Annotated in this window: 11 protein-coding genes and 6 pseudogenes; 10 read left to right on the top strand and 7 right to left on the bottom strand. The window is 75.3% G+C overall.

Going from position 1 to position 24,845, the window contains the following annotated elements; translation table 11 throughout:
* Positions 1 to 223 precede the first annotated feature (223 nt).
* The 6 genes and pseudogenes from DRB96_RS41610 to DRB96_RS41585 all read left to right on the top strand — a co-directional run bounded on the left by DRB96_RS41610 (position 224) and on the right by DRB96_RS41585 (position 9,635).
* Positions 224 to 2,257 carry an SCO5717 family growth-regulating ATPase gene (locus DRB96_RS41610; RefSeq protein WP_112452994.1) on the top strand — a complete coding sequence of 678 codons (2,034 nt, stop codon included), beginning with the start codon at positions 224 to 226 and terminating at the stop codon, positions 2,255 to 2,257.
* On the top strand, positions 2,254 to 2,811 hold the full coding sequence (locus DRB96_RS41605; protein ID WP_112452993.1) for a heme-binding protein: 558 nt from the start codon (positions 2,254 to 2,256) through the stop codon (positions 2,809 to 2,811). The genes DRB96_RS41610 and DRB96_RS41605 overlap by 4 nt, the downstream gene beginning before the upstream one ends.
* Positions 2,812 to 2,931: 120 nt before the next feature.
* The gene (locus DRB96_RS41600) at positions 2,932 to 4,383 is read left to right on the top strand and encodes a M1 family metallopeptidase (protein ID WP_112452992.1); all 1,452 of its coding nucleotides are present in this window, start codon (positions 2,932 to 2,934) and stop codon (positions 4,381 to 4,383) included.
* Between the two features lie 62 nt (positions 4,384 to 4,445).
* Positions 4,446 to 4,751 (top strand): annotated as a pseudogene (locus DRB96_RS41595) (carbohydrate-binding module family 20 domain-containing protein); the annotation flags it as partial.
* Between the two features lie 74 nt (positions 4,752 to 4,825).
* Positions 4,826 to 6,694, top strand: a pseudogene (locus tag DRB96_RS41590) (alpha-amylase family glycosyl hydrolase); the annotation flags it as partial.
* Positions 6,695 to 6,746: 52 nt separating this feature from the next.
* Positions 6,747 to 9,635: a nitrate- and nitrite sensing domain-containing protein gene (locus DRB96_RS41585; protein WP_112452991.1), complete on the top strand. Its 2,889-nt coding sequence runs from the start codon at positions 6,747 to 6,749 to the stop codon at positions 9,633 to 9,635.
* Here DRB96_RS41585 and DRB96_RS41580 read toward each other — a convergent pair.
* From DRB96_RS41580 to DRB96_RS41570, 3 genes and pseudogenes are all read right to left on the bottom strand, one after another.
* Positions 9,632 to 11,254, bottom strand: a complete 1,623-nt coding sequence (locus DRB96_RS41580; protein ID WP_275432060.1) for a multicopper oxidase family protein — start codon at positions 11,252 to 11,254, stop codon at positions 9,632 to 9,634. The two genes, DRB96_RS41585 and DRB96_RS41580, sit on opposite strands and share 4 nt — an antisense overlap.
* 107 nt (positions 11,255 to 11,361) lie before the next feature.
* A pseudogene (locus tag DRB96_RS41575) lies at positions 11,362 to 11,991 on the bottom strand (TerD family protein); the annotation flags it as partial.
* Between the two features lie 128 nt (positions 11,992 to 12,119).
* A complete protein-coding gene (locus tag DRB96_RS41570; RefSeq protein WP_112452990.1) occupies positions 12,120 to 12,659 on the bottom strand; it encodes a M48 family metallopeptidase in 540 nt (179 codons plus the stop codon).
* 226 nt (positions 12,660 to 12,885) lie between these two features.
* Here DRB96_RS41570 and DRB96_RS45655 point away from each other — a divergent pair, with 226 nt between their 5' ends.
* From DRB96_RS45655 to DRB96_RS41545, 4 genes and pseudogenes are all read left to right on the top strand, one after another.
* Positions 12,886 to 14,064, top strand: a complete 1,179-nt coding sequence (locus DRB96_RS45655) for a ThiF family adenylyltransferase (protein WP_239517842.1) — start codon at positions 12,886 to 12,888, stop codon at positions 14,062 to 14,064.
* 94 nt (positions 14,065 to 14,158) lie between these two features.
* The gene (locus DRB96_RS41560) at positions 14,159 to 16,135 is read left to right on the top strand and encodes a SpoIIE family protein phosphatase (protein WP_239516359.1); all 1,977 of its coding nucleotides are present in this window, start codon (positions 14,159 to 14,161) and stop codon (positions 16,133 to 16,135) included.
* A 591-nt stretch (positions 16,136 to 16,726) separates the two neighbouring features.
* Positions 16,727 to 17,389: an NAD(P)H-binding protein gene (locus tag DRB96_RS41550; protein WP_112452987.1), complete on the top strand. Its 663-nt coding sequence runs from the start codon at positions 16,727 to 16,729 to the stop codon at positions 17,387 to 17,389.
* Between the two features lie 173 nt (positions 17,390 to 17,562).
* Positions 17,563 to 18,635, top strand: a pseudogene (locus DRB96_RS41545) (RNA ligase family protein); the annotation flags it as partial.
* Here DRB96_RS41545 and DRB96_RS41540 read toward each other — a convergent pair.
* The 4 genes and pseudogenes from DRB96_RS41540 to DRB96_RS41525 all read right to left on the bottom strand — a co-directional run.
* A pseudogene (locus tag DRB96_RS41540) lies at positions 18,614 to 19,762 on the bottom strand (ADP-ribosylglycohydrolase family protein); the annotation flags it as partial. The pseudogenes DRB96_RS41545 and DRB96_RS41540 overlap by 22 nt on opposite strands.
* Complete coding sequence (locus tag DRB96_RS41535; protein WP_112454452.1) at positions 19,759 to 21,093, bottom strand: ADP-ribosylglycohydrolase family protein; 1,335 nt, start codon at positions 21,091 to 21,093, stop codon at positions 19,759 to 19,761. The gene DRB96_RS41535 and the pseudogene DRB96_RS41540, both read right to left, overlap by 4 nt.
* Positions 21,084 to 23,369, bottom strand: a pseudogene (gene cobT, locus DRB96_RS41530) (nicotinate-nucleotide--dimethylbenzimidazole phosphoribosyltransferase); the annotation flags it as partial. The gene DRB96_RS41535 and the pseudogene cobT, both read right to left, overlap by 10 nt.
* Positions 23,370 to 23,515: 146 nt before the next feature.
* Positions 23,516 to 24,814, bottom strand: a complete 1,299-nt coding sequence (locus DRB96_RS41525) for an MFS transporter (RefSeq protein WP_112452986.1) — start codon at positions 24,812 to 24,814, stop codon at positions 23,516 to 23,518.
* Between the last annotated feature and the right edge of the window lie 31 nt (positions 24,815 to 24,845).

Below are 24,845 nucleotides of genomic sequence, written 5' to 3'. Positions count from 1 at the left end.
TGAGGGGTGAGAGATGAGGGGAGGGTGGGCAGCGTCGGATGGGTATAAGGGGCAGCTCCGGGTCCGGTTGGAGTCCGGGTGAAGTCCGGTCGCCCTGCCCCGGGCGGCCTGCCGGAGACTGGCCCACGGGGGCGGATACTGGCTGCTGGGCGCGATTAGGCTGACCGACGGCGTGGCGTGGTGCCGGACGCCGGACCAGTGTTCGACAGATCAGGAGGATTCAGTGAGCGGCGATCGGAACGAGAGGCGCGGCGGGGCGCAGGACGTCCCGACGGACGATCAGTCCGACGCGAAGACCGAGTTGACGGGCGAGTCCACCAACGACAACACCTCGCCGGCCTGGTACACGCAGGGCGCGGCCCCGGCCGCCGCCCCGGTTCCCGGCCTTCCCGAGGGCAGCGGCTTCGAACCGTACCGGCCCGCGGAGGCCGCCACCCCGCCCGCGCCGCGCAGCGCGCCCGACGCGGCGCGCACCGGGGACTCCGCCCCGTACGCGGCACCGTACGCACCGGACCCGTACGCGGCTCCGGCCCCGCCTTCGGCGTTCCCGAGCCTGACCGCGCCGAGGCGCCCGGCGGACTCGTACGCCACCCCGCCGGCCGCCCCGTACGCGGCTCCGGCCGCAGCCGGTGCGACGCCCGCGCCGCTCGCGGTTCCGCTCCCGGCCCCGGAACCGGTCCCGACCGCGAACCCCGCCCCGGCCCCAACTCCGGCTGCGGCTCCGGCTGACGCGGCACCGGCAGCGTTCCCTTCGGCTCCCGCCGACGCCGCACCGGCGGCCGCTCCGATCGACGCGGCACCACCGGCACCCCCTGCCTACCGGGTGGCTCCGGTCGACACCGCGCCATCGGCGTACCCGGCGGCATCCGTCGACTCGGGACCCTCGGTGTCGGTGTATTCGGCGGCATCGACCTCTCCCGCCGCCCCGTACACACCGCCGGCGTTCACCGGCACGGCGCACTCGGCGCACCAGGGCCCGGCCGCCCCGGCGACGGCCCCGGAGGACGCGGTGCCCGCGACGTACGCGACCGCGTACCCGGCGGCTCCGGCCGACACCGGCCCGGCAGCCTCGGAGCACCCGAGCCCGGAATCCGCCCCGGCCCCTGTCGACGAAGCCCCCTCGGCACTCGCGGGCGAGGCTCCGGCCGACTCGGCCCCCTCCGCCCCGGTCCCGGCGGATCCGGCTCCGGTGAGCACGTCTCCCGAAGCCTCCCCCCGGGAGACCTCGACCGGCGCCGACTCCGCCGCGCCGCTCCACCCGGCCCCGCCACTGCCCGACGCGGCGCCCGCGACCCCGGCCGATGCCATGCCCGTTCACCCGAACACCCCGTACAGCGAAGCGGCCTCCGCTCCGACCACGCCCGCGGCCCCGACGGATGCCGTGCCCGTTCACCCGAACACCCCGTACCGCGAGGCACCTTCGGCCCCGGTCGCGCCGCCGTACCCGGCCCCGGTCCCGGCGGATGCCGCGCCTGCCTACCCGAACACCCCGTACCGCGAGGCACCTTCGGCCCCGGTCGCGCCGCCGTACCCGGCCCCGGTCCCGGCGGATGCCGCGCCTGCCTACCCGAACACTCCGTACAGCGAAGCGGCCTCCGCTCCGACCACGCCCGCGGCCCCGACGGATGCCGTGCCCGTTCACCCGAACACCCCGTACAGCGAGGCACCTTCAGCCCCGGTCGCGCCGCCGCAGGCGGGCCCCGCCCCGACGGATGCCGTGCCCGCATACCCGAACACCCCGTACAGCGAGGCACCTTCAGCCCCGGTCGCGCCGCCGCAGGCGGGCCCCGCCCCGGCGGATGTCGCGCCTGCTTACCCGAACACCCCGTACGGCGAGGCGACTTCGGCCCCGGTCGCGCCGTCGTACCCGGCGCCGGTCCCGGCGGATGTCGCGCCCGCGGCCGGGCGGACGCCGACTCCCTCCGCGGGGACGGTCGTTCCGGAGTTCCTCGCGGAGCTGCCGTTCGGGGCGGCACCGGAGCCCGAGGACGCCGCGCCGACGCCCGCAGCCGAACTCCCCCCGCTGCCGCCGCAGTTCGCATCCGCCGGGCCGCAGGCCGGGTGGGAGCTCCCGCCCGCCGCACCCGCCGAGCCGCAGCCCGGCTACGCGATCCCGCAGCCCGCGCAGCAGCAGCCGCCTCAGTCTCAGCCGCAGCCGCCCGCCGGGTACGGGCTGGGGTGGCGGGGAGAGGGTTGGAACACGGCGGACAGGCTGCCCGCCGCGCCGGATCCCACGTGCCAACAGGAGCAGACATGAACACCCGTACCCGCGTTCTCACCGGTACCGTCCTCGCCGCCGCCCTCGCCGCCGGGACCTTCGGCGCGGTCAGCGCCACCGCCGCCCCGGCCTCCGAGTCGGCCTCGGCGCCGGCCGCCGCCGCGGCCAAGGGGGACAACGACAAGAACTTCACCACCTCCACGCACCTCACCATCGACGCCGCCACCCGCGCCGCCCAGGCCGCGCTGGAGGCCGCCGAGAAGGAGAACCAGAAGGTGACCGTCGCGGTCGTCGACCGCAACGGCAACACCATCGTCACCCTGCGCGGCGACGGCGCGGGCCCGCAGTCCTACGAGTCGGCGCAGCGCAAGGCCTTCACCGCCGTGTCCTGGAACGCCCCGACCTCGGTGCTCGCGGGCCGCCTGGCGCAGACCCCGAACCTGAAGGACATCCCCGGCACCCTCTTCCTCGGCGGCGGCACCCCCGTCCAGGCCAAGGGCGCCCCGGTGGCGGGCATCGGCGTGGCCGGCGCCCCCAGCGGCGACCTGGACGAGAAGTTCGCGAAGGCCGGCGCCGACGCCCTCGACAAGTAGCCCGGACAGGTAGCCCGGACAGGTAGCCCGGACAGGTAGCCCGGACAAGTAGCTCCGACAGGTGGCCCCCGGCTCGAGGGAGGCACCGGAAAGCGGAGCGCCTCGCATAGTCTCGAGCGCGTGGATCACCGCACGTTCTCCCGCCTCGCCGCCCCCGCCGTCGCCGTCCTCCTCGCCCTCACCACGGGCTGTACGGGGGAGACCGTGCAGGGGCGGCCGGGCGCGTCGGGGCTGCGCGACCCGTACTTCCCGAAGGCCGGCAACGGCGGCTACCAGGTCGAGCACTACGACCTGGACCTCGCCTACGACCCCGCCGCCGGGCGGCTGGACGCCACCGCCGTCATCACCGCCCGCGCCGAGCAGGAGCTCAGCTCCTTCAACCTGGACCTCGCCGGCCTCGGCGTCGAGCGCGTGCGCGTGCAGGGCGAGGGGGCCCGGTTCAACCGGACCGGCAACGAGCTGACCGTGCGCCCCGCCGAGGACCTCGAACGCGGCGAGGTGTTCCGTACGGAGATCGACTACTCGGGCAGGCCCAAGCCCGTCACCGATCCCGACGGCTCCAAGGAGGGCTGGATCGCCACCGCGGACGGAGACGGAGCCGTCGCCGTCGGCGAGCCCGTCGGGTCGATGGCCTGGTTCCCGGGGAACCACCACCCGAGCGACAAGGCCACCTACGACATCACGCTGACCGTCCCCCAGGGGTACGAGGCGGTGTCCAACGGGGAACTGCGCTCCCGGACCCGGGACGCGGACGGGCGGACGGTGTTCGCCTGGCACAGCCCGGAGCCGATGGCGAGCTACCTGGCGACCGCCGCAGTGGGGAAGTTCGAGGTCACGACCGGGCGGACGGCCTCCGGGATCCCCTTCTACGAGGCGGTCGCGCCCGGGGAGGCGGCCGCGTCCGAGGCCGCGCTGGCCCGGCTGCCGGAGATGGTCGAGTGGGGCGCGGGCCGGTTCGGCCCCTACCCCTTCTCCACGACGGGCGCGATCGTGCTGCCCGGGGGCACCCTGGGCTACGCGCTGGAGACGCAGACCCGGCCGGTGTTCTCCGGTGCGCCCGGCAGCGAGGAGCTGGTCCTGCACGAGCTGGCCCACCAGTGGTTCGGCGACTCGCTGTCTCCGAAGTCCTGGAAGGACATGTGGCTCAACGAGGGCTTCGCCACGTACGCCGAGTGGCTGTGGTCCGAGGACCACGGCGGGCCGAGCGCGCAGGCGCACTTCGACGCGTACCTGTCCGGGGACACCGACGTCGACCCGGAGGCCGGCTCCGCCTGGGACGCCTTCCCGCCGGCCGCCCCGCCGGGGCCCGAGGACATCTCCGCGGCCCCGGTGTACGGGCGCGGGGCGATGGTCCTGCAGCGGATCCGGCAGGAGGTCGGCGACGAGGCGTTCTTCGCCCTGGTGCGGGGCTGGGCCGCGGACCACCGGCACGGGAACGTGAGCACGGCCGACTTCACCGCCTACGCGCAGGAGAAGACGGGGCACGACCTGAAGGCGGTCTGGGACGTGTGGCTGTACGGGAAGGCACGACCCGCCGCCCCGAAGGCCCCGAAGGCCGCAAGGGTTCCGTAGCCCCGTAGCCCCGTAGCCCTGCCCCTTATACACCGAACGGCTCGTCAGTGCCTGCCACGGCCACCCCCACTTCCACCGCCGGGGCCTCCTTCGCCGTCAACGCCGCCACCGTGCTCGGCCAGAACATCTACGTCACCGGTGACCGCGCCGAGCTCGGCAGCTGGAACACCGCGAGCGCCCTCAAGCTCGACCCGGCCGCCTACCCCGTCTGGAAGCTCGACGTCACGCTCCCGCCCGGCACGGTCTTCGCGTACAAGTACGTCCGCAAGGACGCCGCCGGAAACGTCACCTGGGAGAGCGGAGCCAACCGGTCCGCCACCGTCCCCGCGAACGGCAAGGTCACGCTGACCGACACCTGGCGCAACTGACCCTCCCGTCCCGCTCCGTCCCGCATCCGAGGAGAACCGCCTTGATACGCCCCGCCCTCGCCGGCGCCGCGGGAGTGCTCGCCGCCACCCTGGCCGTGACGCTCCTGCCCGCCCTCCCCGCCGCCGCGGCGGCCGCCGCCAAGGCGCCGCCGGGTCCGCCCTCGGACGCCAAGCTGGCGGCCGAGTCCGCGCGGCACGACCTGACCCGGGAGCAGTTCTACTTCGTGCTCCCGGACCGGTTCGCGAACGGCGATCCGCGCAACGACCGGGGCGGCCTGACCGGTTCCCGGCTGGAGACCGGTCTGGACCCGACGGACAAGGGCTTCTACCAGGGCGGGGACCTCAAGGGGCTGACCGACCGGCTGGACTACATCAAGGGGCTCGGCACCACGGCCATCTGGATGGCGCCGATCTTCAAGAACCAGCCGGTCCAGGGGACGGGCAAGGACGTGTCGGCCGGCTACCACGGCTACTGGATCACCGACTTCACCCAGGTCGACCCGCACTTCGGCACCAACGCCGACCTGGAGCGGCTGATCGACAAGGCGCACGGGAAGGGGATGAAGGTCTTCTTCGACGTCATCACCAACCACACCGCCGACGTGGTCGACTACCGGGAGGCCTCCTACGGGTACCTCTCCAAGGGCGCCTTCCCCTATCTGACCAAGGACGGGGTGCCGTTCAAGGACGCGGACTACGCGGCCGGGGAGGCGAAGTTCCCCAAGGTCGACGCGGACTCCTTCCCGCGCACCCCCTTCGTCCCGGACGCGAAGAAGAACCTCAAGTCGCCGGCCTGGCTCAACGACCCGTTGATGTACCACAACCGGGGCGACTCCACCTTCGCCGGCGAATCGTCCGACCAGGGCGACTTCTTCGGCCTCGACGACCTGTGGACCGAGCGTCCCGAGGTCGTGGAGGGGATGGAGAAGATCTACGAGAAGTGGGTCAAGGACTTCGACATCGACGGCTTCCGGATCGACACGGTCAAGCACGTCGACACCGGGTTCTGGACGCAGTGGGCGACCGCCCTCGACGCGTACGCGGCCCGGCGCGGCCGCGAGGACTTCTTCATGTTCGGCGAGGTCTACTCGGCCGACACCGCCGTCACCTCCCCGTACGTGACGCGGGGCCGCCTCGACGCCACGCTCGACTTCCCGCTGCAGGAGGCGATCCGCTCCTACGCCTCCCAGGGCGCGGACGCCGGGCGGTTGGCCTCGGTCTTCGGTGACGACTACCGGTACACGACGGACAAGGCGAACGCGTACGAGCAGGTCACCTTCCTCGGCAACCACGACATGGGCCGCTTCGGGACCTTCCTGAAGCAGGACCGGCCGGCCGCGGGGGAGCAGGAGCTGCTGGACCGCTACCGGTTGGCCAACGAGCTGATGTTCTTCTCGCGGGGCAACCCGGTGGTCTACTCCGGCGATGAGCAGGGCTTCACCGGGGCGGGCGGCGACAAGGACGCGCGCCAGCCGCTCTTCGCCTCGAAGGCCGCCGACTACCTGGACGACGACCAGCTCGGAACGGCGCGCACGCACGCGAGCGATGCTTACGATCCGGAGCACCCGCTCTACAAGCAGATCAGTGCTCTCGCGCAGCTCACCAAGGACCACCCGGCCCTGCGGGACGGCGTCCAGAGTGAACGTTTCTCCGACCGTTCGGCCTACGCCTTCGCCCGCACCGACACCCGCACGCGCACCGAGTACCTGGTCGCCGCCAACAACGGCACCGAGCCCCGCACCATCGAGCTCGACGCCCCGGCCGGCGCCCAGTACCGCACCCTCTACGGCCAAGGAGCAGCCGCCCAAGGAGCACCCGCCCAGGGAGCAGCCGCCCAAGGAGCACCCGGCGCCGCCGCGCCGCTGCGCGCCTCCGCCGCCGGCAAGCTGACCGTCACCCTCCCCGCGCTCGGCTCCGTGGTCCTGCGGGCCACCGCCCCGCTCCCCCCGTCACGCACCGCACGTACGCACCGCCACCGCCCGGAACGAGGAGCCCATGCGCAGACCCCGCAAGTCACCGGAAGCAGCGGCGGCGCGGCCGCCCGCGCCTGCGGGCGGCGGCGCCAGGGGGGCGGGCCGCCGGGCACACGCCGGACCGCCCGCCGAGGAGCCGGCCCACCACGAGAGCCACGGCGCCCCGCCCGGGATACCGGCCGCCGCCGGCCCCGGTGGCGGGCCGAGGCCGCGGCTGAGGCTGCGCCCCGCCACCGTCCGCGCGAAGATCGTCTCGCTGCTGATGGTGCCGGTGGTCTCCCTGCTCGCCCTCTGGGCGTTCGCCACGGTCGACGCGGCCCAGGACGTCGCCCGCCTGAGCCGTGTCCAGCGGGTCGACCGGGAACTGCGGGTCCCGGTCGCCGCCGCCCTCACCCAGCTCCAGGCCGAACGGCGCACGGCCGTGCGCCTGCTGGCCGATCCCACCGCCGGCCAGGCCGCGGCCGCCCAGGCACCCGGCCAGGCCGAGGCCCTGGACCAGCAGGCGCGCCGCACCGACACCGCCGTACGGGCGCTGCGGCTCGGCGACCGCAACACCGTCGCCGACTCGGGTGACTACCGCACCGACATCGTGATCCGGCTGCGCGCCTTCGTCGCCGCCGCCGAGGGGCTCGGCCCGGTGCGCGAGGACGTCACCCGCCGCCGCGCGACCCCCGAAGCCGCCTACGAGACGTACACCCGGGTGATCGATTCCGCGCTGGAGTTCGGCGGCGCCCTCTCCGGCGGCGGCGAGGACGCCGAACTCGGCCCCGACGCCCGGGTCCTGCTGGAGTTCGCGCGGGCCGGCGAACAGCTCTCACGGGAGGACGCGCTGCTGACGGTGCCGGGGCCGCGCGGTGGAGAATCGCTTCGCCGCCTGGCGGGTGCGGTCGAGACCCGCCGGATCCTGACCGACTCCGCCGCCCGGGACCTGCCCGCCGCGCAGCAGGGCGCCTGGCAGGCGGTGGCCAAGAGCGCCGTCTACGCCGAGCTGATCGGGGCCGAGGACCGGGCGCTGTCCGCCGGCGCCGGCGCCGGCGAGGCCGCAGCGGCCAAGGACACCCGCGCGGCCGGCCCGCCCGCCGGCTGGGAGGCGGCGTACACCTCCGTCGCCGCCTCGATGCGCGACATCGAGAACGCCGCCCACACCCAGGCCGCCGACCGCGCCGACCCGTTCGGCACGGGCGCGCTCAGCCCCGCCGGCGCCGCCGTCGTCCTGGGCCTGGCCGCGGTGGCCGCCTCGCTCGTCATCTCGGTCCGCATCGGCCGGGCCCTGGTCGTCGAGCTGGTCTCGCTGCGCAACACCGCGCTGGAGATCGCGCACCGCAAACTCCCGCGGGCCATGGAGCGGTTGCGGGCCGGCCAGGACATCGACGTATCCGCCGAGACCCCCGAGGGCCCGGCCGCGGAGGACGAGATCACCCAGGTCGGCGAGGCGCTCGCGACCGTCCACCGGGCCGCACTCAGCGCCGCCGTGGAGCGCGCCGAGCTGGCCAGCGGAGTGAGCGGCGTCTTCGTCAACCTCGCCCGGCGCAGCCAGGTCCTGGTGCACAAGCAGCTGACCCTGCTCGACTCGATGGAGCGGCGGGCCGACGATCCGAACGAGCTCGGCGACCTCTTCCGCCTCGACCACCTCACCACCCGGATGCGGCGGCACGCGGAGAGCCTGATCATCCTGTCGGGCGCGGCCCCGGGCCGCGCCTGGCGGATGCCGATCCCGCTGACGAACGTCGTACGGGCCGCCGTCTCTGAGATCGAGGACTACCCGCGCGTCGAGGTCCGCCAGCTCGCCGAGGCCGCCGTCATCGGCGGCGCCGTCGCCGACCTCACCCACCTGCTCGCCGAACTGATCGAGAACGCCACCCAGTTCTCGCCGCCCCACACCAAGGTCCGGGTCAGCGGTGAACCCGTGGGCGCCGGCTACGTCCTGGAAGTGGAGGACCGCGGGCTGGGCATGGGGCGGGAGTCCCTGAACGAGGCCAACCGGCGCATCGAGCAGTCCGAGGCGCTCGACCTCTTCGACAGCGACAGGCTCGGGCTCTTCGTGGTCAGCCGCCTCTCGGCCCGGCACGGGGTGAAGGTGCACCTGCGCATGTCACCGTACGGCGGGACCACCGCCGTGGTGCTGCTTCCGAACTCCCTGATCCAGGGCGCCATCACGGCCGGCGCCCCGCAGTCCGCCCGGGAGCGGGCGCTGGAGGCGGAGCACGCACTCGACCCGCCTCCGGAACAGCGGCCGGCGACGGCGCCCTCCCCGGCGGGGAGCGGGAGCGGCCGAGGACTGCGCCGGGACCTGCGCCGCGGGCTCCGCCGGGACCTGCGCCGGGACCTGCGCGGGGGCCTGCGCCGCGGGCTCCGCCGCGACCTGTGCCGGGACCTGCGCGGGGGCCTGTGCCGCGGGCTCCGCCGGGACCTGCGCCGGGGCGTCCGCCGCGGGCTCTGCCGCGACCTGTGCCGGGACCTGCGCGGGGGCCTGTGCCGCGGGCTCCGCCGGGACCTGCGCCGGGGCGTCCGCCGCGGGCTCTGCCGCGACCTGTGCCGGGATCTCCGCGGCGGGCTCCGCCTCGGCCTGTGCCGGGGTCTGTGCCGGGGCCGCGTCGGCCGGGGGCTTCTCGAGCGACAGGGGCTGCGAAGGCGCCGGTATGGAGGCCGCTTCGGGTATGGGGGTGCCCGCGGGCTCCGTCGGCGGGCCGGACGGAGTGCTGGGCGGGTTCGGCGGGGTGCTCATACCGGCGGGGAATCCTTCAGGTCGCAATCGGCGCGTGACGATCACCAGCCTTTCATGGACCGCGCCCTGCGCGCCGGGCATTTCGGGCCCGGGCGGCACGGCCCCGGACATCCCCGGCCCGGTGCGGGCCCGGGGCCGCGCGAACGGCCGCGCGGCGCCGGGCCCGCCAGCGGGCGGCAGTACTAGCGGCGGTAGCCGAGGGCGGTCATCATTCCGGCCTCCGCGTGGTAGACGTTGTGGCAATGCACCATCCACAGGCCGGGGTTGTCCGCGTCGAAGTCCGCCGTCAGCTTCCCGCCCGGCAAGATCACGGCCGTGTCCTTGCGGACCCCGCCCGGGCGGCCGCCGACGGCGAAGGTGTGCCCGTGCAGGTGCAGCGGGTGCCACATCGTTGTGGAGTTGTTGAACTCCAGCCGGACCCGTTCGCCCGCCTTCATCTCGTGCAGCCGGTCCGGCGCGTACGGCTTGCCGTCGAAGGCCCAGTCGTACGCGGCCATCGAGCCCGTCAGTTTGAGCTTCACCGTGCGGTCCGGCTCCCGCGCGGCCAGCGCCACCGGCTCCGCCGCCTTCAGCGAGTCCGCCGTCAGCGGCCGCCCGGACAGCTCGGCGGGCCGGGTTTCCGCGGTCGGCGCCGTACCCGGAGCGGTGCGCAGCAGGGCGAGCGCCGACGCCGACCGCCCCTTGCCCTCGGCCAGCGCGGTCAGCGGGAACACCCCGTCGCCCGCCGTCACCAGGACGTCGTACCGCTCGCCCATGCCGAGCAGCAGCGAGCGCGCCGCGGTGTGCTCGACGGGGAAGCCGTCGGCGTGGGTGACGGTGAGTTCGTGGCCGCCGAGGGCGACCCGGAAGGCGGTGTCCCCGCCCGCGTTGACGATGCGGAGCCGGATCCGGTCGCCGGGGCGGGCGGCGAAGACCGACGGGTCGTCCGGGATGCGGCCGTTGACCAGGTAGTACGGGTACGCGACGTCTCCCGCGTCCTTGCCGAGCACCTCGCTGTCGCCGCCCATCAGGACGCGCGACGGGCCGCCGGTGGCGGTCGGCGCGGGCGAGCCGGAGCTGGAGTCGGAGTCGGAGTCGGAGCCTGCGGAGGAGGAGCCGGAGGAGCCGTGGCCCGCGTGGCCGCCGCCCGGGCTCGCGCCCATGCCCTTGCGGAGTTCGGCGAGCACGGCGTCCGGCGTGGAGCCGTCCACGCCGTCGAGCCAGTCGTCCAGGACGACCACCCACTCCTTGTCGTAGGAGAGCGGCTCCTTGGGGTCCTCGACGATCAGCGGCGCGTACAGGCCGCGGTCCTGCTGGACCCCGGAGTGCGGGTGGAACCAGTACGTCCCCGGGTGCGTGACGGCGAACCGGTACGTGAACGAGCCGCCCGGGGCGATGTCCCGCTGGGTCAGCCCCGGCACCCCGTCCATGTCGTTGCGCAGCGCCAGCCCGTGCCAGTGCAGGGAGGTGGCGGCGGGCAGGTTGTTGGCGAGGGTCAGGGCCAGGGTGCCGCCGGCGGTGACCCGTACCTCCCCGCCGGGCAGTCGGTCCCCGTACGCCCATGAGCGGACGGTGCGGCCGCCGCCGAGGTCGAGCGGGGTGGCGGTGGCCGTCAGCCGGACCTCGGTGAGCGGGCCGGCGGCCGTGCGGGCGGCCTCGGCGGCCCGCACCTCGGGGCCGGCCGGGTCGACGTAGCCGCCGGGAACCGCGGCGCCGGAGGAGCCGCCGGCCGTGGCGCCGGAGCCGTGGTCCATGCCGGCCGTGCCGGAGCCCCCGCAGGCGGCGAGCAGCCCGGAGCCGGCGAGGGCGGCGCCCGCGCCGAGCACGGCCCGTCGGGAAGGGGGAAACCCGGGGGGCTGTCCCTTATACACAGCTGGCGCGGGCGACGAACTACCCGGCGTTGACGTCGGTGGTGGGCCGGCGGCTGGGCCTGTGCGGGAGCGCCGAAGGCGGGCGCGGGCGCGGCTCCCTGCGGCGGCGGGGCGAAGCCGGGGGCGCCGGCCGGGGCCTGCGCCTGCGGTGCGAGCTGCTCCTCCTCGGCGACCTCGCCGCCGAAGTTCTGGAGCAGCGCGGCGAGACCGCCGTCGAAGCCCTGGCCGACGGCGGCGAAGCGCCACACGTCCTTGAGGTAGAAGTCGCCGATCATCAGCGCGCGCTCGGTGCTGAACTCCGAGCCCGTGAAGGTGTACCGGACGACTTCCTCGCCGCCCGCCACGATCCGGATGTAGCCCGGGCCGATCTGCGACATCTGGCCGGCGCCGTCGATCGAGGCGGCGAAGGACAGCTTGTGGATGTTGGCCGGAATGCGGTCCAGGGTGACCCGGAAGGACTCCGCGTCACCGGACTGCGCGCCGAGCTGCTGGATGGACTCCTCGGGCGACTTCGGCTGGTTGAAGAAGACGAAGTAGCGGTCGTCCGAGAGCTGCTCGTTCGCGTCGAGGCCGAAGCAGCTGATGTCGATGGCGAGTCCGGGCCCGGCGATCTGGACACCCACGTAGAGGTCCGTGCCCGCCGTCAGATCACTGATCTTGGCCTTGTGACCGCGTTGGAATTCCCTGGCCATACGTAAGACCGTCCCCCATCCCGACTGTGAATACGTGCCGCTCAGGCTAACGGCAACCTCGGACATCCGGCCAAGTCGGTACCGACCCGGTACATATCACGGGCTGTGACATCACCGGCAATTGCGGATCATTCATCCCTCGCGGCCGGGACTTTCGGAAGACGCTCGGCGGCCACGACTCCTTCGAGGTAGCCGCGGGCCCGCTCGGTGCGCGGGTAGGCCTCGAGCAGTTCCCAGAAGCCGGGGCCGTGACCGGGCACGAGGAGGTGTGCCAGCTCGTGCAGCAGCACGTAGTCGACGACGTACTCCGGCATGCCCTGGAGGCGGTGCGAGAGCCGGATGCTGCCCTCGGCCGGGGTGCAGGAGCCCCAGCGGGTGTTCTGGTTGGTGACCCAGCGGACCGAGCGGGGGCGCGCGCGGCCGGCGAAGTACTGCTCGGACAAACGCCCGGCCCGCTCGGTGAGTTCCGCGTCCCCCAGGGTGCGCTTGCTCTCCTGGGCCGCGAGCTTGTCGAGCATGACGCCCACCCAGCGCTGCTCCTCCGCCTCGGACATCCGGGCAGGGATGAGGACGACCGTACGATCACCCTCGCGGTAGGCGGATACGGTCCTGCGGCGGCGTGCGCTCCGGCGGACTTCGACGGCGCGCTGCGGTGGATCGGCGGACACGCCACGACGGTACCCGCTCGCCGCGGCGGAAGTCCCGCCCCTCCGGGGTTCGAGCGCGATCCGTTCTCGGACACCCCGGGAGAACCACAAAGAACCCTCGGCTATCCATCTCATATGCCTGATACCCCTCGCCTGTGGACAAACTCTCACGCGCCTTTCCGCGGCCGGGCAATCTTGCGGAAGAGCGGCGCGAGGCGATGCGGCGCGTGGATCGGGGGAGGCTGAGATGTATCCGAAGGTGAAGCCCGCACTGGCACGGGCCTGGCGGGATCTGCAGACCGTGCAGTTCGGGGTGACGCCCGCCCACGCGGTCGTCCTCGGTCCGGTGGACACGGCCACCGGCCTGCTCCTCGACCTGATCGACGGGACCCGGGGCATGGAGCTGCTGCGCGCGCAGGGCAAGGGGATGGGGCTCGCGGACGGGCGGGTCGACGAGGTGGTGCGGCGGCTGGCGGCGGCCGGCCTGCTCGATGACGCCACCGCCGGCGGCCCCCGGGCCCAAGCCGTGCGGGCCCGGCCCGAGGCCCTGGCCCGGCTGGGACCGGACCTGGGCTCGCTGTCCCTGGTGCACCCCAGGCCGGGCGGGGACTTACGGGGTGTGGCCGCCCGCCGGGGGATACGGGTCCAAGTGCGCGGGAGCGGCCGGGTGGGCGCGGTGATCGCCTCGGTGCTGGCGGGAGCCGGCGTCGGCCGGGTCGAGGTGCTGGACGGAGGGCGCGCCGAGCCCGCGGACGTGGCGCCGGGCGGGCTGGGCCCCGGCAGCGTGGGCCGGCTGCGCGCCGAGGCGGCGCGGACGGCGGTGCGGGAGGCGGCCCCCGGCCGGCCAACCCCCGCCCCCCCGGGCCGCCCCCCCCCCGGCCCCCCCCCCGGGCCTTATCATTTCTTGTACGGGGAGTACGCGCCGCCCCACGCCCGCTTCCTCTGCCCCCCACCCTTGTCGCCCCCATGCGAAGAAACCTCCCGCCCCTCCCCCCCCCCTCGGCCATTCCCACCCTGCCCGCGCCGGCCGGCGCGCCCGCCGAAGCCGGTCTCCTCGACGCGCTCCAGCACCAGGTGGCGGTCTTCGCCCGGCGCGCGGAGCAGACCCGCCTGGGCCGACCACCGGATCCTACACAACGTGGATCGCCGGCACGGTCAGATGTGTATAAGCGACCGGCCCACCGCCCCGCCGCCCGCCTCGGACCTGCCCTCGGACCTGCCCACGGACGTCCCGTCCGACCCGGGCGCCCCGGTGGGCCCGGACGCGGCGTCGCCGCAGCCCAACGACCAGTACACGCCGTCCGACCCGTCCGACCCGTCCGACCCGTACGCGGACCCGTACGGCGACCCCTACGGCGACCCGTACTCCGTCCCCGACCAGCAGCCCTCGGCTCCCTACGACGGCCAGTATCTGGAGAGCGCCTGACCGGCCCGTGTGTCATGGTGGACCGGTGCCGACCGCCGTATCGCTGCCGGACGATTGGCCCGCACATCCGGACCGGTCGCTCGCGCTGAATCGCATGGGCAGTTTCGACTGGGACCTGGTCACCGGTCTCATGCACATGGACGTGGCCGCCCTCGACGTCTTCGACACCACTCCCGGGGAGTACGACGGCCGGCCCGAGACCCTCGCGCCGCGCGTACCGCCCGCCGAGGCCGTCCGGCTCGACGCGCTGGTCTCCTCCGCCCTCAAGAGCGGTGTCGACAGCTACGGCGCCTACTTCCGCATCCGCTGCCACGACGGCCGGCTGCGCTGGACCCACACCCAGGGCCGGGTCATGCGGGGCCCGGACGGCCGCCCGTTCAGGATCATCGGCATCGTCCGGGACGCCACCGAGGAGCTCAGCCACTCCGCCGAACGCCTCGGACTGGACGAGGAGCGGCGCCGCCAGACCTCCGTGGTCGAGAGCACCACCGCCGCGCTCGCGCACGCCCGCACCGTCCAGGACGTCATCGACGCGCTGGGCGATGCCCACGGCCTGGAACGGCTGGGCTCCATGGGCATGGTGATGGGCCTGGTCGAAGCCGGCCGGATCCACCTCGTCGCCGAGGGCCCGGCCGGCAGCTTCGTCCCCGGCACCCGCTACACCCGCATCGACGAGCAGTACCCGATGAGCGAGGTCGTCCGCTCGCTCCAGCCGCGCTTCCTCGACTCGGCGGCCGAGTTCGCCGCCGGCTATCCCGGGCTCTGGGCGAAGATCTCGTACATGCGCATCTCGGCGGCCGCCTACCTGCCGCTGATCGCCCAGGCACGCCCGATCGGCGCGATCGGGCTGCTCTACCAGGACAAGGACGGCTTCACCCAGGACGAGCGCAACCTCCTCGTCGCGCTCGGCAGCAGCATCGCGCAGAGCCTGCAGCGGGCGATGCTCCTGGAGCAGGAGCACGATCTGGCGGAAGGGCTGCAACAGGCGATGCTGCCCCGCCGGATCCCCTCGGTGCCGGGCGCGGAGATCGCCGTACGGTACCGGTCCGCCCGGATGGGCCAGGACATCGGCGGGGACTGGTACGACGTCATCCCGCTGCCCGGCGGCCGGGTCGGCGCGGTCATCGGCGACGTCCAGGGCCACGACACGCACGCGGCGGCGGTCATGGGACAGCTGCGGATCGTCCTGCGCGCCTACGCGGCCGAAGGGCACTCGCCGGCCACCGTCATGGCGCGCGCCTCCGTCTTCCTGCACGAACTGGACACCGACCGCTTCGCGACCTGCACCTACGCGGAGGCGGACCTCTCGACCGGGGTGCTGCAACTGGTCCGGGCCGGCCACATCGACCCCCTGGTGCGCACCCGCGACGGGGACTGCAGGCAGCTGGCGCTGGAAGGCGGGATGCCGCTGGGGCTGTCCGCCGAGTTCGGGCGGCTGGAGTACCCGGTGACGACGGTGGAGCTGGGTCCGGGGGAAACGCTTCTGCTGTGCACGGACGGCCTGGTGGAACAGCCCGGCGCCGACCTCGACGACGGCATCCGGCTCCTCGCCTCCCTCATCCGCACCGGACCGGGGGACCTCGCGCAGCTCGCGGACCGGCTCTGCGAGGTCGTCGACGACCGGGGCGGCGACGACGACATGGCGCTGCTCCTGCTGCGCCGCGAGGCGAAGGACCCCCCGCAGGGCGGCGGCCGCCTCCAGCAGCACGTGGCCCCCGGGGATCCGGAGGCCCTGGTGTCCGCCCGCCACATGATCGGCGCGGCGGTCCGGGCCTGGGGGGCGCGGGAGCGGGCCGACGAGATCGAACTGGTCGCCGACGAGCTCATCGTGAACGCCCTGATGCACACGGACGGCCCGGCGATCGTGACGCTGCGGGTCCTGGCCGGCTCCGAGCGCCGGCTCCGGGTGGAGGTCGAGGACCGCTCCAGCGCCCTGCCGAGGCGGCGGGAGGCGGGCGAGTCCGGAGTGTCGGGACGCGGCCTGATGCTGGTGGACCGGCTGGCGGACGTGTGGGGCGTGGAATCGCGGGGGAGCGGCAAATGCGTGTGGTGCGAGTTCGTGATGGCGTGACCGCCCCGGACCGGCTCACCGGCCCCCGCGACGCCGGCGCGCGGGCCGGGGGCCGCGGCGCGGGGCGTCCCGGCGGGGGCCCCGGCGGGCGTGCGGGCGGGCCGGGCCCCGGCCCCGGACCACGAGGCCCGGCCGTTGGGCCCGCTCCCGGGGTTCCCCGCGTCGGCCCCCTCGCCCGATGCCGGAGCCGGTGCCGACACCGCTGCCGACACCGCTGCCGGCGCCGTCGCTCCGGCGGCCGACCCGCGGCCCGCGCCGGCCGCCCGCGAGCGGAGCAGGGCGAAGCCGGTCTCGCCCGGGCTCCGGCCGGAGCGGCCCCGGCGGGCCAGGACGGGGCGGCCCGCGCCGGCCCCGGCACCCGCCCCCGCCGCGAAGGCCCGCGGGTCCCGGCCGGCGCCGAACCGTACGTACGACATGGCACCGCTGTGCGCGGCGGCGCGGGGGACGGTGGACCCGGCCATCGTGGCGCTGTGCCGCTGACCGCGTTGCGCTGACCGCGTGGCGCTGCGGGGCGCGGGAGGCGGGATTCGCTTGGATGGGCCCGGCGGGCCCCGGCCGGGGTCCCCACAGCCTCCACCCCCAGGAGTCGCCATGGCGAAGATCGCCCTCTTCGGCGCGACCGGCACCATCGGATCCCGCGTGCTGCGCGAAGCAGCCGGGCGCGGGCACCAGGTCACCGCCGTCGTCCGTGATCCCGCACGCCTCTCGGAGGCCGACGCGGGCGCCGCGACCGCGGTCGTCCAAGGCAACGTCCTCGACCCCGCGTCCGTGAGCCGGGCGGCGGCCGGGCAGGACGTGGTGGTGAGCGCCTACGGGCCCGGCCCCGGGGATCCCGGCACGCTCGTGAGCGCCGCCAAGTCGCTGGTCGGCGGCGTCCAGGCGCTCGGCGCGGACGGGCCCGGGCCGCGCGTCGTCACCGTCGGCGGCGCGGGCTCCCTGCGCACCCCCGGCGGACCGCTGGTCTGGGACCAGGCCGGGATCCCGGAGCCGGTCCTCGCCGTGATGCACGCCCACGGGGACGCCCTCGACTTCCTGCTGACCGTGCCGGCGGACGAGGTGCGCTGGACCTGCCTGAGCCCGGCCGCCCGGATCGAGCCGGGCGAGCGGACGGGAACGTACCGGCTGGGGAGCGACGACCTCGTCGTGGACGACGACGGCCACAGCCTGATCTCCACGGAGGACTACGCCGTCGCCCTCGTCGACGAGATCGAGCGCGACGCGCACCCGGGCAAGCGGTTCACGATCGGCTACTGAGCCGGGCCCGCGCCGACGCGCAGTGCGCCGGCGCGCGGGTGCGTCGGCACACTGCCGCCGGGTACGGAAGAGAGGTGCCGGACGGGCGGGGGGGGCTCCCGATATTCGCTGGTCCGGCCGCTTTCGGCCTCCGTACAGTGACGGAACCCACCGTCGTCGAGCAGGAGCGGACCATGCGCACGCACTACCCCCGGACCCCGCATCTGCCGTGGTCCCCGGGCGCGAGCTCCGACGACGTGCGGACCACCCGGCTCGACTCCCTGGCCGGCCGGGAGGTCGTGGTCACGGAGAAGCTCGACGGGGAGAACACCACCCTGTACTCCAACGGCCTGCACGCGCGCTCGCTCGACTCGGGCCACCATCCCTCGCGAGCCTGGGTGAAGGGCCTGCAGAGCCGGATCGGGGCGCGGATACCGGCCGGCCGGCGGGTCTGCGGGGAGAACGTGTACGCCCGCCATTCGCTCGCGTACGAGCAACTCGACTCGTGGTTCTACGGGTTCTCCGTGTGGGACGGCGACCACTGCCTGGACTGGGACCGGACGGCGGGCTTCCTGCGCGAACTCGGCGTGCCGGGGCCCCGCGTGCTCTGGCGGGGCGTCTTCGACGAGCGCGCGCTGCGCAGACTGCGGATCGACACGGCACGCCAGGAGGGCTACGTCGTGCGCACCGCGGCGGGCTTCGACCGCTCCGACTTCGGGCGCTGCGTGGCCAAGTGGGTGCGGGGTGGTCACGTGGCCACGGACACGCACTGGATGTACGCGGCGGTGGTGCCGAACGGACTCGGTCCGCAGGCCGCGCTGTGGGACGTCCGGTCGGGCGCGGAGCCCGACGGTGCGGGGCTGCTCGGCGCCCTGGGCTTCGACGCGGCCGCGCACGCGCCCGCGCTCGCGCTCGCGCCCGCTCCGGATGCGGATGCGGATGCGGATGCGGATGCGGATGCGGTCGGGGGCATCGTCGCCGAAGTCGCCGACCGGATCGACGGGTTGGCGGAGCGCAGGTCCGGGGAGGCGCGGCTGGCGGGGGTGCTCGCGGGCGCACTGCACGGCGTACCTCGGGCCCGGCTCGGCGCGCGGCTCGCGGAGGGACCGCTCGGGATGGCGACGGCGCGGCGGGTCGCGGACCTGGTCGGGCTGTATCCGGCCCTGCGCAGGCCCTTCCCCCACCCGGACGCGGAACGGCGGGCCGGACTGGCCAGGATGGCGCAGGCGGCCGATCTGGGGGTGCGGCCGTCAGGGCGGCGAAGGCCGACTCGTGGGCCCGGCGGCGCGAGCGGTCCCGGGCGAAGACCTCGCGGGCCACCGCGGCCAGCACCGCCGCCGGGGCGTGCAGGTCGAGGCGGCTGGCCTCGGCGACCTGCTTGGACCAGGCGGCCGGTACCGCCGCCCCGCCGGACAGCGCGCCCGCGATCGCCCCCGCCATGGTGGCGATGGAGTCGCAGTCCCGGCCGTAGTTGACGGCGCCGAGCACGGAGCCCTCGTACGCCCCGTCGGCGATGAGGAGCATGCCCAGCGCGATCGGGAGCTCCTCGATCGCGTGCAGGCGCGAGGGCCGGCGCGCGCCCAGCGACGGCTTGCGGTAGTCCGGGCCGACCGAGTCGAACGGGGCGATCGCCGCCCGCAGCGGCGCCAGGGCCGATTCGAAGTCCCGGTGCCGGGCGGCCTCTTCGACGACCGCGGAGATCGCCGCGTGCGTGCCGTCCTTGGCCAGGGACAGGGCGCTGTCGACGACCGACGCGGCCGTGGCGCCCGGCACGCAGGCCGCCGCCACCGCCGCCGCGAAGACGCCGGCCGCCTCCCGGCCGTACGAGGACTGGTGGGCACCGGTGACGTCCAGCGCCTCCGCGTACGCCCCTTCCGGATGGCCCGCGTTGACCAGGCCGACCGGGGCCATGTACATCGCCGCGCCGCAGTTGACGATGTTGCCGCTGCCCGCCTCGCGCGGGTCCACGTGGCCGTAGTGCAGCCGGGCCACGATCCACTTCTCGGCGAGGAAGATCCGCTGGAGGGGGAGGGCCTCGGCTTCGAGCTCGGGGATCCAGCGGGGGGTCGCCATCAGATCGGGGACCAGGTGCTCGGCGACCGCGTAGGCGTCCAGATGGTCCCGTACGGCCGCGTAGACCCGTACCAGCGCGTGCGTCATGAGGGTGTCGTCGGTGACGTGGCCGTCACCCTTGTGGTACGGGGCGATCGGCCGGGCCGTGCGCCAGTTCTCGTGCCACGGGCCGACGATGCCGCGCACGCGGCCGCCGTGCCGTTCCACGATCTGCTGCGGGGTCCAGCCCTCCACCGGGCCGCCCAGCGCGTCGCCGACCGCGGCTCCGACGAGGGCGCCGGTGATCCTGTCGTCCAGGGTGAGAGTGGGGTCGATCGTCATGTGCGGGTCATTCCTTGGGGGTGCGGCCGTGGCTGGGACTGGGGCTGGGGCTGGGGCTTCGGTGAGGTGAGTTCCGTACGGTCGAGCAGGGCGGCCAGTTCGACGAGGTCGGTGCCCGCCAGGCGGGGGAGGGCGCAGCCGGAGAGGGTGCGGCAGGCCTCGCGCCAGGCGGCGGGCAGCGAGTCGCCGCCGCCGAGCGCCCCGGTGAGGGCGCCGGCGAGGGCGGGGGCGGAGTCCGCGACGCGCGAGAGGCAGGCGGCGGCCGGGACCGCCTCGCCGACCCGTCCGCGGGCGGCGGTGGCGAGGGCGAGGGCCACGGGGACGGTCTCCGCGGCGGCGATCCCGTAGCTGTAGACGTGGTCGACGATCTGGTGCTCCAGGAGCGGGACGATGGCGAAGGCGCCGCCGTTCGGCTCCGCGCGGGCGAGCTGGACGGCGTGCCGGGCGTTGCGCCCGATCTCGGTGGCCTCCGGGAGCTGTTCGAGGGCGGCGTCGACGGCGGCGTCCGTACCCGCGCCGGCGAGTGCGGTGGCGATGGCGGCGGCCATGGCGCGGGCGCCGTGGACCCCGTCGCCGTCCTGGGTGTAGCGGGCGTCGAACTCGGCGAGGTCGGCCGCGGCGAGGGGGTCCCCGGGGTGGACGACGGCGAGCACGCAGGCGCGGATGCAGGCGGCGTCGTCGAAGTAGTGCGGGTTGTCGTGGCCGGTGGCGGGCGGGCGCAGGCCGGCGGCGAGGTTGCCGAGGCCGGCCCGGACGGAGATCCGGGCGCGCAGGGGGAGGACGGCGGACTCGACCTCGGGCGCGCGTTCGGCCGCCCTGGCCACTTCGCTGGCCAGGGCGTTCCAGGCCAGGTCGATGGCGGCGCGCATCCTGCGGGACCGGGAGAGGTCGCTGAGCAGGACCCCGGCGGCGCTGAGGACGGACTCGGCGGCGAACGCGGCCCATTCGGCGTCGTCGGAGGGGCCGAGGCGCAGCGGCTCCGGGGGCTGGTTGAGGGCGATGGGGACGGGGAGGGTGGTGGTGGCGTTCTGCTCGGCGAAGGTGTCGAGCTCGCGGGTGAGCCGGCGGGTCCACTCGGGCATCCGGCTGGCGCGGTGCCGGGCGGCGGGCCAGCCGGCGGCGTCGCCCGCGGCGAGGCCGAGGAGCAGCCCCTCGATCCGGCGGAGCCCTGCGGGGGGCCGGCCGGGCTGCGGTCCGGGGCCGGGCCCGACGGCGCTCGCGGGACCGAGGCCGGGCCCGGTCGCGGGCCCGGAGGCGTCGGCCGCCGGGCCGGCGGTACGGAGCTGCGCGGTGCTCCCCGGCCGGGGAGGCCGGGGCCCGGTTACTTCCAGGTCACGCCTGCCGAGTCGAAGGTCGCCACCTCGTGCATCGCGCGGGCCGCGCTCTGGACCAGCGGGAGGGCCAGCAGGGCGCCCGTGCCCTCGCCGAGGCGGAGGTCCAGGTCGACCAGGGGGCGCAGGCCGAGCTTGTTCAGGGCCGCGACGTGGCCCGGCTCGGCGCTGCGGTGGCCCGCGATGCAGGCGGAGAGGGACTCCGGGGCGATGGCGCGGGCCACCAGGGCGGCCGCGCCGGCGCTCACGCCGTCCAGGATGACCGGCGTGCGCAGGGAGGCGCCGCCGAGCAGGAGGCCGACGATCGCCGCGTGCTCCAGGCCGCCGATGGCCGCCAGCACGCCGATCGGGTCCGCCGGGTCCGGCTGGTGGAGCTCGAGGGCGCGGCGGACCACCTCGACCTTGCGGGCGTGCGTCTCGTCGTTGATGCCGGTGCCGCGGCCGGTCACCTCCGCCGGGTCCACACCGGTGAAGACCGAGATCAGGGCCGCGGACACCGTGGTGTTCGCGATGCCCATCTCGCCCGTCAGCAGCGCCTTGTTGCCCGCGGCGACGAGGTCGCGGGCCGTCTCGATGCCGACCTCGATGGCGGCGACCGCTTCCTCGCGGGTCATCGCCGGGCCGACGGAGAGGTCGGCCGTGCCCGGGCGGACCTTGCGCGGGAGCAGCCCCGGCGTGGCCGGGAGGTCCCCGGCGACGCCGACGTCGATCACGCAGACCTCGGCGCCCACCTGGTTGGCGAACGCGTTGCAGACCGCGCCGCCGCCGAGGAAGTTGGCGACCATCTGCATGGTGACCTCCTGGGGCCACGGGGTGACGCCCTGGGCGTGCACGCCGTGGTCGCCCGCGAAGATCGCGACGGCGGCCGGCTCCGGGATCGGCGGCGGGCAGACCCGGGACAGGCCGGCCAGCTGCGCCGAGATGATCTCGAGCATGCCGAGCGCGCCCGCCGGCTTCGTCATGCGCTTCTGCCGCTCCCAGGCCTCGCCGAGGGCCTTCGCGTCGAGCGGGCGGATGCCGGCGACGGTCTCCGAGAGCAGGTCGTGCGGCTCCTCGCCGGGCAGCGCGCGGCGCCCGTACGTCTCCTCGTGCACGACCCAGGACAGGGGGCGGCGCTGGGACCAGCCGGCCTGGGCGAGCTCGGGCTCGTCGGGGAACTCGTCCACGTACCCGACGCACAGGTACGCCACGACCTCCAGGTGCTCCGGCAGGCCGAGCGCGCGGACCATCTCGCGCTCGTCGAAGAAGCTGACCCAGCCGACGCCCAGGCCCTCGGCGCGCGCGGCGAGCCAAAGGTTCTCGACGGCGAGGGCCGAGGAGTACGGGGCCATCTGCGGCTGGGTGTGGCGGCCGAGGGTGTGGCGGCCGCCCCGGGTGGGGTCGGCGGTGACGACGATGTTCACCGGGGTGTCGAGGATGGCCTCGATCTTGAGTTCCTTGAACTGCTTGGCCCGGCCCTTGGGCAGCGACTTCGCGTAGGCCTCGCGCTGGAGCTCGGCGAGCTCGTGCATCGTGCGGCGGGTCTCGGCCGACTTGATGACGACGAAGTCCCACGGCTGGGAGTGGCCGACGCTGGGCGCGGTGTGGGCCGCCTCCAGCACGCGGAGCAGCACCTCGTGCGGGATCGGGTCGCTGCGGAAGCCCTTGCGGATGTCACGGCGTTCGCGCATGACGCGCAGCACGGCCTCGCGTTCGGCGTCGGCGTACGCGGGCGCGGGCTCGGTGGCCCCGGCCTCCGGGGCGGTCTCCGGCTCCGGCTCCGGCGCCGGTTCGCCTTCGGGCTCGGATGCGGGGCCGGTGCCGGCTTCCGCCTCGGCGGTGGGCTCGGCAGCGGGCTCGGCAGCGGGCTCGAAGGCGGTCTCGGGCTCCAGCGGTACCTCGGCCGGCGCGGCCGCGACGGCCTCGGGCTCCGGCGTCGGCTCGGCGGCCTGAACCACCGTTTCTGCGGGCTGCGGCTCGGGCTCCGCGGCCTGCTCCACGACCGGCTCGGGCTCCGGAGCGGGCTCGGGGGCCGGTACGACGACGGCCTCGGGGACCGCGGCGACGGGCTCGGCCTCGGCCTCGGGCTCCGCGGCGGCCTCGGCTTCGGCTTCGACCGGCCCGGAGCCCGTGAAGGCGACGGCGGCGGGGGCCGGCTCGGGCGCGGGCTCGGCCACGGGCTCGGGGGCCGCGAAGACCACGACGGGCTGGGGCTCGGACGGGGACTCGGGCTGCGGCTCGGGCTGGGCCTCCGCGGCGACGACGGCCGCCACGGGCTCAGGCACGGGCGCCGGCTCGGGGGCCGCCGCGGCCTGCGGAGCCTGCTCCACCGTCCACGGGGCCCCGGTCTGCACCGGGATCTCGGCCTGCGGCAGGTCCAGGTACTCGGGTCCCGCGGTCGGCGGACCGGCCTGGAGCACCGGGCCGGGCGTCACGGGGGTGCTCAGCAGGGAGACGAGCGGCTCCACGGCGGGCACGGCGGGCGCGACGGGGGAAATCGGGGCCGGACGTGGTCGAGCCGGGACGGGTCGTGGGCCGGCCAGATCGCCGCCGCGGCGAGCGCCGAGGCGAGGGAGATCGCGCCGAGGACGACGGCGGCCGCCGGCAGGCCGGCCCCGGCGGCGAGCCACCCGGCCAGGGGATAGGTGAGCAGCCAGCAGCTGTGGGACAGGGAGAACCGCGCGGCGTACGAGGCCGGCAGGTCGCTGTCGGCCGTCGAGCGGCGGACCACCCGGCCGCCGGGGGTGAGCACGGCCGAGCAGGCGGCGCCGATGGCGGCCCAGGCGGCCGGCACCGCGTACCAGGACCACCGGCCCGGAGCGGCGCCGGTGAGCGCCGCGACGGCGGCCAGGACCGCCGGGAGGAAGAAGGCGGCCGGGAGCATCACCGCGCGGTCGGTGCGGCGGCGCAGCGCGCGCGGCAGGAGCAGCGCCGTCAGCATGGAGCCGGCGCCGTACGCGCCGAGGGCGAGGGACACGGCGGCGGCGGGGCGGTCGAAGTGGTCGCGGACCACGACGACCGTGTTGACGAAGACCATGGACCCGGCGGCGGCGACCGCGAGGTCGAGGGCGAGCAGGGCCCGGAGCCTGGGCGTGGCCCAGAAGAGGCGGGCCCCGAACGCGGCCTTCGAGCGGCCGCGGGCGGCGTGCCCGGCGCTGCGCCCGGCGGGGACCGGCCGGGGCAGCACGGTGGACACGACGAGGGCCGCGGAGGCGGCGAATCCCGCGGTCGTCCCGATGAACAGCCGGTCGTAGGAGACCAGGGTCAGCAGGGCCGCGGCGAGCGCCGGGCTGAACAGGCTCTCCAGGTCGTAGGCGAGCCGGGACATCGACAGGGCCCGGGTGTAGTCGCGCTCTTCGGGGAGGATCTCGGGGATCGTGGCCTGGAAGACCGGCGTGAAGACCGCGGACGCCGCCTGCAGCAGGAAGATCAGGACGTGGACCTGCCAGATCTCGGTGACGAACGGCAGGGCGAGCGCGACACCGGCGCGGGTGAGGTCCATCGCCGCCATCAGGGTCCGGCGCGGAACCCGGCAGGCGAGGGCGCCGGCCATCGGGGAGATGGCCACGTAGGCGATCATCTTGATCGCCAGCGCGGTGCCGAGCACCGCCGGGGCGCCGGCCCCGGCGAGGTCGTAGGCGAGCAGGCTCAGCGCGACGGTCGCGAGCCCCGTGCCGGTCAGGGCGATGACCTGGGCCGTGAACAGACGGCGGTAGACGCGGTTGCGCAGTACCGAGAACATCGGGCCCGTCCCGGTGGTCGACGGCGGGAAA

It is taken from the genome of Streptomyces sp. ICC1 (assembly GCF_003287935.1).
Taxonomy (GTDB): Bacteria; Actinomycetota; Actinomycetes; order Streptomycetales; family Streptomycetaceae; genus Streptomyces; species Streptomyces tritrimontium.
Note: the sequence above shows the minus strand (reverse complement) of the source record. Positions and strands in the feature narration are given on the sequence as shown.

Coding starts and splice junctions, on each gene's coding strand:
- DRB96_RS45655 (WP_239517842.1), top strand. CDS start 12,886: ATGTATCCGAAGGTGAAGCCCGCACTGGCACGGGCCTGGCGGGATCTG.
- DRB96_RS41560 (WP_239516359.1), top strand. CDS start 14,159: ATGGGCAGTTTCGACTGGGACCTGGTCACCGGTCTCATGCACATGGAC.
- DRB96_RS41525 (WP_112452986.1), bottom strand. CDS start 24,814: ATGTTCTCGGTACTGCGCAACCGCGTCTACCGCCGTCTGTTCACGGCC.
- DRB96_RS41585 (WP_112452991.1), top strand. CDS start 6,747: ATGCGCAGACCCCGCAAGTCACCGGAAGCAGCGGCGGCGCGGCCGCCC.
- DRB96_RS41605 (WP_112452993.1), top strand. CDS start 2,254: ATGAACACCCGTACCCGCGTTCTCACCGGTACCGTCCTCGCCGCCGCC.
- DRB96_RS41550 (WP_112452987.1), top strand. CDS start 16,727: ATGGCGAAGATCGCCCTCTTCGGCGCGACCGGCACCATCGGATCCCGC.